Consider the following 13803-nt stretch of genomic DNA (forward strand, 5'->3'; position numbering starts at 1 on the left):
TGCTCCCGGCGGTAAATCGCCGCTTCGCGGTGCCCTCGGCTTATTCCTTCCGGCTTATCGGGTACGGGCGGAGGCAACGTCCCCGTAAAGCCGCCCTCTCGGCGCATCCCTGCGCCTCGCCCCGACCGGAAGGCAAACGCCTCAGCGATTTACAGCCGGACCAGGGCATCGCTGACAGCCCTCAGTCATTTAGAAAGCAACTTTATTGCTTCTGCATAAAAAAATTACTGGGGATCCTTCAGCCCACAGGGAGAGGGAACAAACCCTAAAAACGGCAACGAAGTTGCCGTTTTGCTTTTATTTTGCCATCGCCTTCTCGTTTTTGGCGCGCAACTTCTTCGCCCGACTCTCCAGCACCAGATAACAGACCGTTGCCAGCGCCAGCGGCAGGAAGTAGTAGATCATGCGGTACGCGAGCAGGGCAGCGATAATCGTCCCGTGAGACACATGCTCCCCTGCAAGCAGCGCGATAAACACCGCTTCCAGTACGCCGATCCCCGCCGGAATATGCACAATTACCCCGGCAATACTGCTTACCAGCAGCACGCCCAGCACGAAGAAGTAATTCACATCTTCGCCAATCAGCAGCCAGATAATGGCCCCCATCGCCATCCAGTTGGCGCTGGAAACCACCATTTGCAGGACGGCAAACTTCCATGACGGCAGCACCAGCTTCTGCCCTTTAATGGTCATATGACGACGTTTGGCAAAGGCGCAGGCCCAAAGGTAGGCGGCGATGATCAGCAGCAGTACGATGCCCAGAATGCGCAGGGTGGCCTCATCGATGTACCAGTGCGCAGGCAGCTGCACCACGTCAATGGTGAAGATCACCCCGCCGAGCAGGATATACCCCAGCCAGTTGGTGGTGATACTCAGCGAGAAAATACGCGTGATGGTGCCGCCCGGTAAGCCAAGGCGGGAGTACAGGCGATAGCGCATTCCAATCCCGCCCACCCAGGTGCTCAGCGTCAGGTTAAAGGCGTAGCAGATGAATGACACCAGCATAACCTGCCGTTTGGCAAGCTTATGCCCGCAGTAGGCGCGTCCCAACAGGTCATAGCAGCCGTACATCAGGTAGCTCACAATCACCAGGCCAACCGCCCCCAGCAGGACTGTCCGGTTGTAGTTGCGAATAACCTTCCACACCTCTTCCCAGTCCACCTTTTGGGCATACACCACCAGCAGGACCGCGACGGCAATGAAGAACAGCCCGGTCAGGATTTTTTTCGCCAGCCGCCAGCGAGGATGAGATTTCGACATCAGGTTTTCCCTCCATCTTCCGCCTCTACGCGGTCCTGGGTTTCCATTTCGGGTTGCACTGGCGGATCCACCAGCGCCAGTTTCGGCGTATGCGCGGGCAGCCAGCCCACCATGGCCGGGAAGTGGCGCAGGAAGTGGAACACCACCACACCGATGCCAACGTTCCACCAGCTGCGTTTCGGCACCATGGACTCATCCACACGCACGCAGTCTTTATTGATCAGACCCTGAAGGTTATCGCGCAGGGTCTGATTAAACTGGCGATCGTGGATGATCAGGTTCGCTTCCAGATTGAGCGATAAGCTCAGCGGATCGAGGTTGCTTGAGCCAACGGTCGCCCAGTGGTCATCCATCACGGCCACTTTGCCGTGCAGCGGGCGGCGGCGATATTCATAGATCTGCACGCCGCTTTTGACCAGATAGCGATAGAGCAGACGCGCGCCCACCTTCACAATCGGCATATCGGGCTCACCCTGGACGATGAGCTTCACGCTCACGCCGCGTCGGGCCGCGTTGCGCATGGCGTGCAAAATCCGGTAACCGGGGAAGAAATAGGCGTTGGCGATAATCACCTCGCGCTTCGCGTTCGCCAGCATCTTCAGGTAGTGACGTTCGATATCGTCCCGGTGCTCCTCGTTATCCCGCCAGACGAACAGCGCCTGCGCCTCGCCGGGCTTGCGGTTCTCTTCCGGGCGATGGCGGCGTCGCCACCAGCGGCGAGCGGCCTCTTTGCCGGGTAAGTTTTCCAGCACGAACAGCTGGATGTCCTGAACCACCGGTCCCTCAATGCGGATCGCGTAGTCCTGTTTCGCTTCGGGACCATAATCCGACATATGCTCGGCGGAGTAGTTAATGCCGCCCACGAAGGCCACCGTTTCGTCCACCACCACAATTTTGCGGTGCATTCGGCGGAACAGGTTGGTGCGCATCCCGAACAGACGCGGGCCGGGATCGTAATAGCGGAATACCACCCCTGCGGCGGTGAGCTCGTTAACAAATTCGTCGCTGAGATCCGGCGAACCATATCCGTCGAGCAGGACCTCGATTTTTATACCGTGACGAGCGGCTTGCAGCAGCGCGCTGTGCAACTGCCTGCCCACGTCGTCTTCAAACCAGATAAACGTTTCCAGAAAGACTTTCTGCTGTGCGTGGCTAATCGCCTCAAAGACCGCCGGATAAAAGTTATCGCCATTTTCCAGCAGCGTAATACGGTTACCTTCCTGCCATGTGCATTTCATAAGTGGATCTCCGCGCTGAGTGGGGCATGGTCGGAGAGATGTCGCCAGTTGAGTAAAGCCAGCGCCGTCGGGCTGCTGGCGTGGGCATTTTTTACGTAGATGCGGTCAAGGCGCAGCAGGGGGAAGCGCACCGGAAACGTCCGCGCGGGACGACCGCGTGAGCGGGTAAAAATCTCCTCCAGCCCCGCATTCACCTTCAGAGGATGGTTGGCCCGCTGTCGCCAGTCGTTAAAATCACCGGCCACCACCACGGGCTCGCCCTCCGGCAGCGCATTGGTCCAGTCTGCCAGCATCTGTAGCTGAGCCTGACGGTGGGCCTCACGCAGGCCAAGATGAACGCAGCCCACATGAATGGGAAAATCGAGCGCCGGTGGCGTGATGCGGCAGTATAACAACCCGCGTTTTTCGCTCTCGCCAACGGAGACGTCCCGGTTCTCATAATGCTCGATAGGAAAACGCGACAGCACTGCGTTACCGTGATGCCCCTCCGGGTAGACCGCATTGCGCCCGTAGGCGTAATCGCTCCACATGGTATCCGCCAGAAACTCGTAATGGGGCGTGTCGGGCCAGTTTTCGAAATGCATCGGGTGCACTTCGTGCGCGCCCATGACCTCCTGGAGGCAGACAATATCGGCGCTGACGGTGCGTACCGCGTCGCGCAGCTCCGGTAAAATGAAGCGGCGGTTAAATGCTGTGAAGCCCTTATGAATATTTATCGTCAGCACCTTAAGCGAGAAATGCTGCGTTCTTTTGCTCATAAACACCTTCCTGGGTGACTATCCCGATGAAAATAAAGTGTAGTAGGCGTCACAAAAAGATGCGGCGTTACGGAATTTTCCGTAAAGTGCGGTAGTCTGAATTAGCAGAGAAAAATCCTTCAGGAGAGAAGCCATGAAGTGGCAACAACGCGTTCGTGTCGCAACCGGTTTGAGTTGCTGGCAGATAATGTTGCATTTACTGGTCGTGGCCGTACTGGTGATGGGCTGGATGAGCGGCACGCTGGTGCGTGTCGGCTTAGGGTTATGCGTGGTTTACGGCGTGACCGTGCTGTCGATGCTGTTTTTACAGCGTCACCACGACGCGCGCTGGCGTGAAGTGGGTGATGTGCTCGAAGAGCTCACCACCACCTGGTATTTTGGTGCGGCAATGATCGTCCTGTGGCTGTTGTCACGCGTGCTGCAAAACAACCTGCTGCTGGCCCTGGCGGGTCTGGCTATCCTCGCAGGGCCTGCGGTGGTGTCGTTGCTCACCAAAGAGAAAAAGCTACGCGATGTTTCGTCTAAACATCGCATAGGCCACTGAGCCCGTTGTGGCCGCGATGACCAGTAGCGGCCACAAACTTCCCCACACAATATCCAGACTCGCATCCTTCAGATAGATTTGCTTGGTGATATCCGTGAAGTGACGAATCGGGTTTATCCATGTCAGATCCTGTAACCACACCGGCATGTTCTCCACTGGCGACACGTACCCTGAAAGCAAAATCGCCGGCATCATAAAGACAAACACCCCGATAAACGCCTGCTGCTGCGTTGAGCAGAGCGCGGAAATCAGCAGCCCAAACCCCACCAGCGACAGGCCGTAAATCACCATCGTGAAGTAAAACAGCGCCAGCGATCCGGCAAACGGGATCTGGTACGCCCATATTCCCACCCCCAGCACGATGGTGGCCTGGAACGTCGCGACAATCAGTGCCGGCACCGCCTTGCCGACAAATATCTGCCAGGTGGCGAGCGGCGAGACCAGCAGCTGATCCAGCGTACCTTGCTCACGTTCGCGTGCCACGGACAGCGAGGTGACAATCATCACGCCAATAGTGGTGATCATGGCGATTAACGACGGCACCACAAACCACTTGTAGTCCAGATTCGGGTTGTACCAGTTGCGCACCACCAGCTCGCTGTTGTTGGGTTTGGGTTTGTCCGCCATCAGCTCCTGCTGGTAGTCCTTCACTACCTGCTGCAAATAGTTCGCCGCTATCTGGGCGCTGTTGGAGTTACGTCCGTCGAGGATCAGCTGCATCGGCGCGGTCTGGAAGGTGTCCAGATTGCGGGAGAAATCCGCCGGGAAGCGCACCAGCAATAATGCTTTCTGCGTGTTGATGGTGGGCTGGATCGCCTGCGGGCTTTGCAGCAGCAGGACATGGGTAAAGGCTTTGGCGCGGGCGAAACGCTGCGTCAGCTCGACGGAATGCTTGCCATTATCTTCGTTGTAAATGGCGATGGTGGCGTTGGTGACCTCCAGCGTGGCGGCAAACGGAAACAGTACAACCTGAAGCAGCACCGGCAGCACCAGAATGGCGCGGGTCTGCGGCTCGCGCAGCAAGGATTGCAGCTCTTTGCGGATCAATGTCCATAAACGGTGAAACATCGCGTCGTCCTCCTGTCGGGTGGCGCTTGCGCTTTCCCGACCTACAAAATCCGATGGCTAATCTAATCTTCTTTTCGTTTTCATCCACGTCAGCCCGATAAACATCACCGCCGACGCCAGCAAAAACAGGGTGTTGATAATCAGCACTACCGGGATGTTCCCCGCCAGAAACAGGCTTTGCAGGGTGCTCACAAAGTAGCGTGCCGGAATGATGTAGGTCACGGCACGGATCACCGCTGGCATACTGTCAATCTGGAAGATAAAGCCGGAGAGCATAATCGACGGCAGGAAGGCGGCATTAAGCGCCACCTGCGCGGCGTTAAACTGGTTGCGGGTGATGGTGGAGATCAGCAGCCCCATTCCCAGCGTGCTGAGTAAAAACAGGCTGGTAATAAAGAACAGCACCACCAGCGAACCGCGGTACGGCACGCCAAGAATAAATACCGAGACCAGCATACAGAGCAGCATCGCCAGCATGCCGAGGAAGTAGTAGGGGATCAGCTTGCAGAGCAAAAGCTCGACGCGCGTCACTTCGGTGGAGAGCAGCGCCTCCATGGTGCCGCGCTCCCATTCGCGGGCGATCACCAGCGAGGTGAGGATCGCGCCAATCACCGTCATGATGATAGTGACCGCACCCGGGATAATAAAATGCTGGCTGATGGCGGCGGGGTTAAACCAGTAGCGCGTCTGCACGTCAATCAGCGGTTCAAACTTCTCCCCCCGGTCTTCGGCGCGCTGCATCTGCCAGAGCTGCCAGATCCCCTCCGCATAGCCCTGCACGAAGTTGGCGGTGTTCGGTTCGCTGCCGTCGGTGATCACCTGAATTGGCGCATCGGCGCCCGGGCGTGCCATGTTGGCGGCGAAATCGACCGGGATGACGATCAGACCGCGAATTTTACCGGCCTGCATTTTCTGGATCAGTTCCTGCCGGTTGTCGCTGATGGTGGCATCGATGTAGGGCGAGCCGGTCATGGCGTGGGTGAAGTCCAGCGCCTCTTCGCTCTGCTGCTCCAGCAGGATCCCAACCCGCAGCTTGCTGGAATCGAGGTTAATCCCGTAGCCAAAAATAAACAGCAGCAGCAGGGGGATCACCACCGCAATCAGCCAGCTGCTGGGGTCACGCACAATCTGCCGCGTCTCTTTGACGCACAGGGCGCGCACCCGGCGCCAGGAGAGGGCGTTACTGCGCATGAGGATTCTCCTTATCCCAGTCGTGGATGAGGGTGATAAACGCCTGCTCCATGGTCGGGTCCGGCTGTGCGTCGTCGGCGGCCTGCGCTTTCAGGTCGTCCGGCGTGCCGTGGGCAATCAGCTTGCCGCGATAGACCAGCCCGATGCGGTCGCAGTACTCTGCCTCGTCCATAAAGTGGGTGGTGACCATCACGGTCACGCCTTTTTCCACCATGCTATTGATATGCAACCAGAATTCACGGCGGGTGAGGGGGTCCACGCCTGACGTAGGTTCATCAAGAAAGAGGATATCGGGCTCGTGCATCAACGAACAGGCCAGCGCCAGCCGCTGTTTGAAGCCAAGCGGCAGCGCGTCGGTAGCGTGTGAGGCGATATCGGTCAGGCCAAAGGCGTCGCACATGCGGCCGATCTTCTCGTTCTGCGCCCGTCCCCGCAGGCCGTAGACGCCGGAGAAAAATCGCAGATTTTGCTCCACCGTCAGGTTGCCGTAGAGCGAAAACTTCTGCGCCATATAGCCCAGATGCTGGCGCGCCTTGCCGGAGCTGACTTTGAGATCCATGTTCAGCACCAGTGCTTTGCCGGAGGTCGGTACCAGCAGGCCGCACATCATTTTAAAGGTGGTGGATTTCCCTGCACCGTTCGGCCCGAGCAGGCCAAATATCTCGCCGCGCTTCACGGCAAAATTGACGTTATCGGTGGCAGCGAAATCGCCGAATTTTTTGGTGAGCGATTTCGCTTCAATGACCGTTTCGCCCGGCGTGCCTTCCACCGTGTGCAGAATGGCGCCAAGCGGTGATTCTGAGGTTCCCGCCCCGCCCAGCAGATCGATAAACGCATCTTCAAAGCGCGGCGCGGTCTCTGTGATGTCGATTTCAGGCATCCCCTGCGCACGCCGGATATCGTCAGCGGTGGCCTCTTTTTTGAGGATCACGCGCACCGAACGGCCCTGAATCATCCCGTCGCTCACCTGGGGCAGCTTCAGCACCCGTTGCAGCAGCTTGCGGTTGGATTCCTGCGCGCTGTGTAGCAGAAAACTGCGCCCGGCCATGGTTTGCGTCAGCTCGGTGGGCTCGCCCTGATAGAGCAGTTCGCCTTCGTTCATCAGCAGCACGTCACGGCACTGCTCTGCTTCATCAAGGTAAGAGGTACTCCAGAGGATCAGCATGCCGTCACCCGCCAGCTCGTGCACCATCTGCCACAGCTCGCGGCGGGAAATCGGGTCCACGCCGACGCCGGGTTCATCCAGCAACAGCACCTTCGGTTCGCCCACCAGCGTGCAGGCCAGCCCCAGCTTCTGCTTCATCCCGCCGGAAAGTTTGCCCGCCAGCCGATCGGTGAACGGGCCGAGGGAGGTAAACGCCAGCAGACGCTCGAAGGTTTTCTGCCGGGTTTCGCCGGTAACGCTGCGCAGATCGGCATACAGGTTGAGGTTTTCCATTACCGTCAGATCTTCATACAGACCAAACTTCTGCGGCATATAGCCGAGTATGCCGTGGAGCGCCGCGTCGTCTTTGATGGGATCGAGGCCAAGCACGCTGGCGCTGCCTTCATCCGGCTTCAGCAATCCCGCCAGCATCCGCATCAGTGTGGTTTTACCCGCGCCGTCCGGCCCCACCAGCCCGGTCACATAGCCTTTCTGAATCGTACAGTTCAGCGGCGCGACCGCCGGTTTAGCCATTCCCGGGAAGCGTTTGACCAGATTATTGAGCTGGATAACCGCATCATTCATGTTGTTCCCCGTCGTTTAAGGTCACGGTAACAGGCATGCCCTGACGCAGCGCGTTGTCCGCATCGGTGACGATGATGCGCAGGCGATACACCAGGTCGGTACGCAGATCCGGGGTTTCAACGGTTTTTGGCGTGAACTCGGCCGTTGGGGAGACGAAGCCCACTTTGCCGTGATACGGCTTGTCCGGGCGACCATCGGTGTAGAGCAGCAGTTCGCGGCCCGGCTGCATCTGGCCAAGATTCGGCTCATCAATGTAAGCGCGCACCCACACCGGACGGGTTAAGGAGAGCGTTAACACGGTGCTGCCCGCGCTGAGCATGCTGCCCGGCTCCACGGCGCGGGTCATCAGCGTACCGTCAGACGGGGCGATTAACGTGGTGTCGTGCAGATCCAGCTCCGCCTGGGCTAACTGCGCCTGCGCCTGCTCAAGGCTGGCCTTCGCCTGGGCAATGTCCTGCGCGCGGTTACCGGTGCGGTACTGGCTTAACTTATCCTGGGCAGATTTCAGCGTCGCCTGCGCCTGGTCGCGGGATGAGCGCGCATTTTCCAGGTCGTTGGCGGAAATGGTGCGGCTTTTCCATAAGCCTTGCTGACGGTTATAGAAATTCTGCGCATAGTCATAGGCGGCTTTTGCCTGCTTAACGGCAGCGGCCGCCTGGGCGATCTCTTCATCACGATAGCCCGCCAGCATCAGGTCGTACTGCGCCTGTGCGACGGCGACGCCCGCTTTTGCCTGCATCAACGCGTTTTCAAACGGGGCTTTGTCCAGCATCCCCAGCGTCTGCCCGGTTTTGATGGCATCGCCTTCGTCAACGCTCAGCGAGGCCAGCCGTCCGCCGACGCGGAAGCTCATGTTCACGGTGCGGATATCCACGTTGCCGTACAGCGTCAGGCCACGATCCTGCTGGCTCTGATACCACAGCCAGCCGCCTGTTCCCGCAGCAAGCAAGACAACAACCACCAGAATGATGGCGACAGGTTTTTTCATGACTTCTGGCTCCTTTGCGTTAAGCCTTGCAGGATCAGATCAACGTGACAGGTAATGACCTGGCTAATTTGCGCGGCTTTATCCTCATCGAATTGTGTCCAGCCCGTACGTAACAGGATGGTCTCACGCCCCAGACGGAAGGCGAGCACTTCGCCCAGCAGGGCGTGGGTATGCAAAATGGTGTCCGTATCGCTGGCGTCCCGTCCGGTATAGGCGGCAATCAGCCGGGTCAGATGGCTATGCATCGGGGCGATCACCTGATCGTGTACCAGCTGGTACGCGGCAGTGGGGGAGAGCTGCTCGCGGGAGATAAATTTGCTCAGGTTCAGCGTATCGTCGTGCGTCAGCAGGCGGATCATGTTGTGACAGGCGTTAAGGATCAGCTGGCGGATGGCAACCCGGTCCGGCTCTGGCTGGCTGAACAGCGCGGTGGCTTCTTCCACGTGCGGGCGAAAGCTGGTGCCGATAAAATCCGCGATCCACTGGGCGCAGGCGAGGTATAGATCCTCTTTTGAGCCAAAATAGTAGGTAATGGCCGCAATATTCTGCCCGGCCTGCGCGGCGATATCCCGCGTGGTGGCATGCAGACCATACTCGCCAAACTGCGCCAGCGCGGCGGCGATAAGCTGACTTTTCGCCTGTTCGCCTTTGGTTGTCGTTGGGGTTGTATTCATAGCAGCATTAAAAATTAATCAATCGATTGATTAAGATTATGCCTGATTTGCGCAAACGTCGAGTCATCGCCGGGGATATTTTATGCGCCACGTCACAAAAGCTGCTACACTCCGCTCCTTCGCGACATTGTGGTTTTTGTCCTTCTATTCGTTATATCTCCCTGAAAACTACACCTGTGATGGTCGGGGCGGTTCGGAGTTTTTATGTCTTTTGATTCCCTTGGTCTGAACCCGGAAATTCTGCGCGCCATCGCAGAGCAGGGCTACGTTGAGCCAACCCCTATTCAGCAGCAGGCTATCCCGGCCGTTTTGCAGGGCCGTGACCTGATGGCAAGCGCGCAGACCGGTACTGGTAAGACCGCGGGCTTTACCCTGCCGCTGCTGGAGCTGCTGGTAAAAAACCAGCCACACGCCAAAGGCCGTCGTCCGGTGCGTGCGCTGATCCTCACCCCAACCCGCGAGCTGGCGGCCCAGATTGGTGAGAACGTGCGTGAATACAGCCGCTATCTCAACATTCGTTCGCTGGTAGTTTTCGGCGGGGTAAGCATTAACCCGCAGATGATGAAGCTGCGCGGCGGCGTGGACGTGCTGGTGGCAACCCCGGGGCGTCTGCTGGATCTGGAACACCAGAACGCGGTGAAGCTCGATAACATCGAAATTCTGGTGCTGGACGAAGCCGACCGTATGCTGGACATGGGCTTCATCCACGACATTCGCCGCGTGCTGGCGAAGCTGCCGACGCGTCGTCAGAACCTGCTCTTCTCCGCGACCTTCTCCGACGAGATCAAGGCGCTGGCGGAAAAGCTGCTGCATAACCCGCTGGAAGTGGAAGTCGCGCGCCGCAACACCGCCTCCGAGCAGGTGACGCAGCACGTGCACTTTGTAGATAAGAAGCGCAAGCGGGAACTGCTCTCCCAGATGATCGGCCAGGGCAACTGGCAGCAGGTGCTGGTGTTTACCCGCACCAAGCACGGCGCCAATCACCTGGCGGAACAGCTGAATAAAGATGGCATCCGCAGCGCGGCCATTCACGGCAACAAGAGCCAGGGCGCGCGTACCCGCGCGCTGGCAGACTTCAAGTCCGGCGACATACGCGTGCTGGTGGCAACCGACATCGCCGCACGCGGTCTGGATATCGAAGAGCTGCCGCACGTGGTGAACTACGAGCTGCCAAACGTGCCGGAAGATTACGTTCACCGTATCGGCCGTACCGGACGCGCGGCGGCAACCGGGGAAGCGCTCTCTCTGGTTTGCGTGGATGAGCACAAGCTGCTGCGCGACATCGAACGCCTGCTGAAGAAAGAGATCCCGCGCATTGAAACCCCGGGCTATGAAGTTGACCCGTCAATCAAAGCCGAGCCAATTCAGAACGGTCGTCAGGGTGGCGGGCGCGGTCAGGGCGGCGGTGGTCGCGGTCAGCAGCCGCGTCGTGCCGAAGGCGGCGCGCCGAAATCTTCGGGCAAACCGCCGCGTCGTAATAACGACAGCAAACCGGCCGGTGAAAACCCATGGCGTAGCGGCGAAGGGAAACCGGCAGGCGAGGGGCAGCGCCGACGCCGCCCGCGTAAACCTGCTAACCCGCAGTAATCTGGAAGCCCGGTCGTAAAGCCGGGCTTTTCTTTTTGCGGCAGCGGAGAGAAAGTGCCACAATAGTGTCTGTTTATACAGTATTTCAGGTTTTCCGATGGCTTTAACCGCTGCGCTCAAGGCGCAAATTGGCGCATGGTATAAGGCGCTACAACAGCAGATCCCCGATTTTATCCCCCGAGCCCCGCAGCGGCAGATGATTGCCGACGTGGCAAAAACGCTCGCCGGGGACGACGGGCGACATCTGGCGATTGAAGCCCCGACCGGCGTCGGGAAAACCCTGTCGTATCTTATTCCCGGCATTGCCATCGCGCGGGAAGAAGATAAAACGCTGGTGGTCAGTACCGCTAACGTGGCCTTGCAGGATCAGATCTTCAGCAAAGATTTGCCGCTGCTGCGCAAAATTATCCCCGATTTACGGTTTACCGCCGCCTTTGGTCGCGGGCGCTACGTCTGTCCGCGCAATCTGGCGGCACTGGCCAGCAGTGAACCCTCCCAACAGGATCTGCTCGCGTTTCTTGATGACGAGCTGACGCCAAACAACAAGGCGGAGCAGGAGCAGTGCGCAAAGCTGAAGGCCGATCTCGACGGTTACAAGTGGGACGGCCTGCGGGATCACACCAACCAGGCGATCGGCGACGACCTGTGGCGCAGGCTCAGCACCGATAAAGCAAGCTGCCTGAACCGTAACTGTCACTACTATCGCGAGTGCCCGTTCTTTGTCGCCCGGCGTGAGATTCAGGAAGCGGAGGTGGTTGTCGCCAACCACGCGCTGGTCATGGCTGCACTGGAGAGTGAAGCGGTCCTGCCGGAGCCCAAAAACCTGCTGCTGGTGCTCGATGAAGGTCATCATCTGCCCGACGTGGCGCGAGATGCGCTGGAGATGAGCGCGGAAATTACCGCCCCGTGGTTTCGCCTGCAACTGGATCTGTTCTGCAAACTGGTGGCAACCTGCATGGAGCAGTTCCGTCCGAAAACCACGCCGCCGCTGGCGGTTCCGGAGCGGTTGAGCGAGCACTGTGAAGAGGTGTACAGCCTCATCGCCTCGCTGAATAATATTCTTAACCTGTATCTCCCCGCCACCCAGGAGGCGGAACACCGCTTTGCGATGGGTGAGTTGCCGCAGGAAGTGATGGCGATTTGCCAGCAGCTGGCGAAGCACCTGGAAAAGCTGCGCGGGCTGGCGGAGATGTTCTTAAACGATCTCAGCGAGAAAACCGGTACTCACGACGTGGTGCGTTTGCACCGCATTCTGCTGCAAATGAATCGTGCGCTGGGGATGTTTGAAGCGCAGAGCAAACTCTGGCGGCTGGCTTCGATGGCGCAGGCGTCCGGCGCGCCGGTGACTAAGTGGGCCACCCGCGAAGTACGAGACGGGCAGGGACATCTCTTCTTCCACTGCGTGGGCATCCGCGTGGCCGATCAGCTGGAAAAGCTGATCTGGCGCAGCGTGCCGCACGTGGTAGTGACGTCAGCGACTCTGCGTTCCCTGAACAGCTTTTCAAGGTTGCAGGAGATGAGCGGCCTGAAAGAGAAAGCGGGCGACCGCTTTGTGGCCCTGGACTCGCCGTTCAACCACTGTGAGCAGGGCAAGCTGGTCATTCCGCGCATGAATTATGAGCCGCTTATCGATAACGAAGAGCAGCATATTGCGGAAATGGCGGCCTACTTCCGCGAGCAGGTTGAGAGTAAAAAATACCCCGGTATGCTGGTGCTGTTTGCCAGCGGTCGGGCGATGCAACGCTTCCTGGAGCACGTCACCGATCTGCGCTTACTCCTGCTGGTGCAGGGCGATCAGCCGCGCTATCGGCTGGTGGAAACCCACCGTAAACGCATTGATAACGGCGAGCGCAGCGTGCTGGTGGGGTTACAGTCCTTTGCTGAAGGGCTTGATTTGAAAGGCGACTACCTGACGCAGGTGCATATCCATAAAATCGCCTTCCCGCCCATCGACAGCCCGGTGGTGATCACCGAAGGCGAATGGCTGAAAAGCCTTAACCGTTATCCGTTTGAAGTGCAAAGCCTGCCTGCAGCGTCGTTTAACCTGATTCAGCAGGTCGGGCGCTTGATCCGTAGCCACGGCTGCTGGGGCGAGGTGGTGATTTATGACAAACGACTGCTCACCAAAAACTACGGCCAGCGGCTGCTGAATGCGCTGCCGATCTTCCCGATTGAGCAGCCGGACGTGCCGGAAGTAAAAAAACGCCCGACAAAACTGGCTGCCGGGCGTCGAAAAAGCTTCCGTGCTAAGGGGCGCGGTCCTACTGGTAAGTGAAGGTCACCTGGATCACGCTGCTGAACGTGCCGGCAGAGATGGGCATCGAGGTGGCGTAATAGCGTGCGGCCAGCGGGAACGTGGCCGTGTGGTCTGACGGGTTTATGGCAGCGTTAAAGGCGGCCTGCGGGGCAATCATTATCTTGTCCTGACGATCTGCCAGCTCCAGTGCCAGCCCCTTTGCGCTACCGAGATTGGCAAATTTGGTGGGATGGGTGCTGTCGGCCTGACCGTAGAAAAAGGCGGTGGCAAGCGCCAGCGTGGCCGGGCAGTGCGACACCGAAAGGGAAAAGTCCTTCCACTCGCCGGTATCGCCCACGTCTTTAAAACTACCCGATGCCGCCTGGCCTAAGTCCACCGTCAGGTTGCGGCTGGCACTGTCAATGACGCACGTGTTGGCGTAAATGTTACCCGTCATCTGGATCTGTATATCATCGGCGTGGGCCTGGGCGATCAGCCCCAGCGCGAGAATCAATGCGGTTTTTTTCATG

General features: G+C 58.6%; 12 protein-coding genes. 3 read left to right on the top strand and 9 right to left on the bottom strand.

Annotation, left to right across the window (positions count from 1 at the left end; genetic code table 11):
* Nucleotides 1-297 precede the first annotated feature (297 nt).
* The 3 genes from C3451_RS10890 to C3451_RS10900 are packed head-to-tail and all read right to left on the bottom strand — an operon-like array spanning nt 298 to nt 3256.
* Nucleotides 298-1260, bottom strand: a complete 963-nt coding sequence (locus C3451_RS10890) for a YbhN family protein (RefSeq protein WP_063139304.1) — start codon at nt 1258-1260, stop codon at nt 298-300.
* Nucleotides 1260-2498, bottom strand: a complete 1239-nt coding sequence (clsB, locus tag C3451_RS10895; protein ID WP_063139305.1) for a cardiolipin synthase ClsB — start codon at nt 2496-2498, stop codon at nt 1260-1262. Before clsB ends, C3451_RS10890 begins: the two co-directional genes overlap by 1 nt.
* A complete protein-coding gene (locus tag C3451_RS10900) occupies nt 2495-3256 on the bottom strand; it encodes an endonuclease/exonuclease/phosphatase family protein (protein WP_022647505.1) in 762 nt (253 codons plus the stop codon). The genes clsB and C3451_RS10900 overlap by 4 nt, the downstream gene beginning before the upstream one ends.
* A 133-nt stretch (nt 3257-3389) precedes the next feature.
* Between C3451_RS10900 and C3451_RS10905 the strand changes: the two genes are divergently transcribed.
* Nucleotides 3390-3800 (top strand): YbhQ family protein, encoded by a 411-nt coding sequence (locus C3451_RS10905; RefSeq protein ID WP_003858499.1) that lies wholly within the window; start codon nt 3390-3392, stop codon nt 3798-3800.
* Here the strand turns inward: C3451_RS10905 and C3451_RS10910 are convergent.
* From C3451_RS10910 to cecR, 5 genes are read right to left on the bottom strand one after another with little or no spacing between them, the layout of a single operon-like run.
* Entirely contained in the window at nt 3762-4868 is a 1107-nt protein-coding gene (locus C3451_RS10910; RefSeq protein WP_045621957.1) for an ABC transporter permease, read from the bottom strand. The two genes, C3451_RS10905 and C3451_RS10910, sit on opposite strands and share 39 nt — an antisense overlap.
* A gap of 57 nt (nt 4869-4925) precedes the next feature.
* Nucleotides 4926-6059, bottom strand: a complete 1134-nt coding sequence (locus C3451_RS10915; protein ID WP_022647507.1) for an ABC transporter permease — start codon at nt 6057-6059, stop codon at nt 4926-4928.
* Nucleotides 6049-7788, bottom strand: a complete 1740-nt coding sequence (locus C3451_RS10920; protein WP_038415715.1) for an ATP-binding cassette domain-containing protein — start codon at nt 7786-7788, stop codon at nt 6049-6051. The genes C3451_RS10915 and C3451_RS10920 overlap by 11 nt, the downstream gene beginning before the upstream one ends.
* The gene (hlyD, locus tag C3451_RS10925; protein WP_038415716.1) at nt 7781-8776 is read right to left on the bottom strand and encodes a secretion protein HlyD; all 996 of its coding nucleotides are present in this window, start codon (nt 8774-8776) and stop codon (nt 7781-7783) included. The genes C3451_RS10920 and hlyD overlap by 8 nt, the downstream gene beginning before the upstream one ends.
* The gene (gene cecR / locus C3451_RS10930) at nt 8773-9450 is read right to left on the bottom strand and encodes a transcriptional regulator CecR (protein WP_023299641.1); all 678 of its coding nucleotides are present in this window, start codon (nt 9448-9450) and stop codon (nt 8773-8775) included. The genes hlyD and cecR overlap by 4 nt, the downstream gene beginning before the upstream one ends.
* A gap of 204 nt (nt 9451-9654) precedes the next feature.
* Between cecR and rhlE the strand changes: the two genes are divergently transcribed.
* Nucleotides 9655-11037: an ATP-dependent RNA helicase RhlE gene (rhlE, locus tag C3451_RS10935; RefSeq protein WP_017693771.1), complete on the top strand. Its 1383-nt coding sequence runs from the start codon at nt 9655-9657 to the stop codon at nt 11035-11037.
* Between the two features lie 97 nt (nt 11038-11134).
* Complete coding sequence (gene dinG / locus C3451_RS10940) at nt 11135-13312, top strand: ATP-dependent DNA helicase DinG (protein WP_063139306.1); 2178 nt, start codon at nt 11135-11137, stop codon at nt 13310-13312.
* On the opposite strand, the gene C3451_RS10945 is transcribed toward dinG, so the two are convergent.
* Nucleotides 13299-13802, bottom strand: a complete 504-nt coding sequence (locus C3451_RS10945) for a fimbrial protein (protein ID WP_045621954.1) — start codon at nt 13800-13802, stop codon at nt 13299-13301. The two genes, dinG and C3451_RS10945, sit on opposite strands and share 14 nt — an antisense overlap.
* Between the last annotated feature and the right edge of the window lies 1 nt (nt 13803).

The organism is Enterobacter sp. 301B, assembly GCF_003850715.1.
GTDB lineage: Bacteria > Pseudomonadota > Gammaproteobacteria > Enterobacterales > Enterobacteriaceae > Enterobacter > Enterobacter intestinihominis.

Coding starts and splice junctions, on each gene's coding strand:
- C3451_RS10890 (WP_063139304.1), bottom strand. CDS start 1,260: ATGTCGAAATCTCATCCTCGCTGGCGGCTGGCGAAAAAAATCCTGACC.
- clsB (WP_063139305.1), bottom strand. CDS start 2,498: ATGAAATGCACATGGCAGGAAGGTAACCGTATTACGCTGCTGGAAAAT.
- C3451_RS10900 (WP_022647505.1), bottom strand. CDS start 3,256: ATGAGCAAAAGAACGCAGCATTTCTCGCTTAAGGTGCTGACGATAAAT.
- C3451_RS10905 (WP_003858499.1), top strand. CDS start 3,390: ATGAAGTGGCAACAACGCGTTCGTGTCGCAACCGGTTTGAGTTGCTGG.
- C3451_RS10910 (WP_045621957.1), bottom strand. CDS start 4,868: ATGTTTCACCGTTTATGGACATTGATCCGCAAAGAGCTGCAATCCTTG.
- C3451_RS10915 (WP_022647507.1), bottom strand. CDS start 6,059: ATGCGCAGTAACGCCCTCTCCTGGCGCCGGGTGCGCGCCCTGTGCGTC.
- C3451_RS10920 (WP_038415715.1), bottom strand. CDS start 7,788: ATGAATGATGCGGTTATCCAGCTCAATAATCTGGTCAAACGCTTCCCG.
- hlyD (WP_038415716.1), bottom strand. CDS start 8,776: ATGAAAAAACCTGTCGCCATCATTCTGGTGGTTGTTGTCTTGCTTGCT.
- cecR (WP_023299641.1), bottom strand. CDS start 9,450: ATGAATACAACCCCAACGACAACCAAAGGCGAACAGGCGAAAAGTCAG.
- rhlE (WP_017693771.1), top strand. CDS start 9,655: ATGTCTTTTGATTCCCTTGGTCTGAACCCGGAAATTCTGCGCGCCATC.
- dinG (WP_063139306.1), top strand. CDS start 11,135: ATGGCTTTAACCGCTGCGCTCAAGGCGCAAATTGGCGCATGGTATAAG.
- C3451_RS10945 (WP_045621954.1), bottom strand. CDS start 13,802: ATGAAAAAAACCGCATTGATTCTCGCGCTGGGGCTGATCGCCCAGGCC.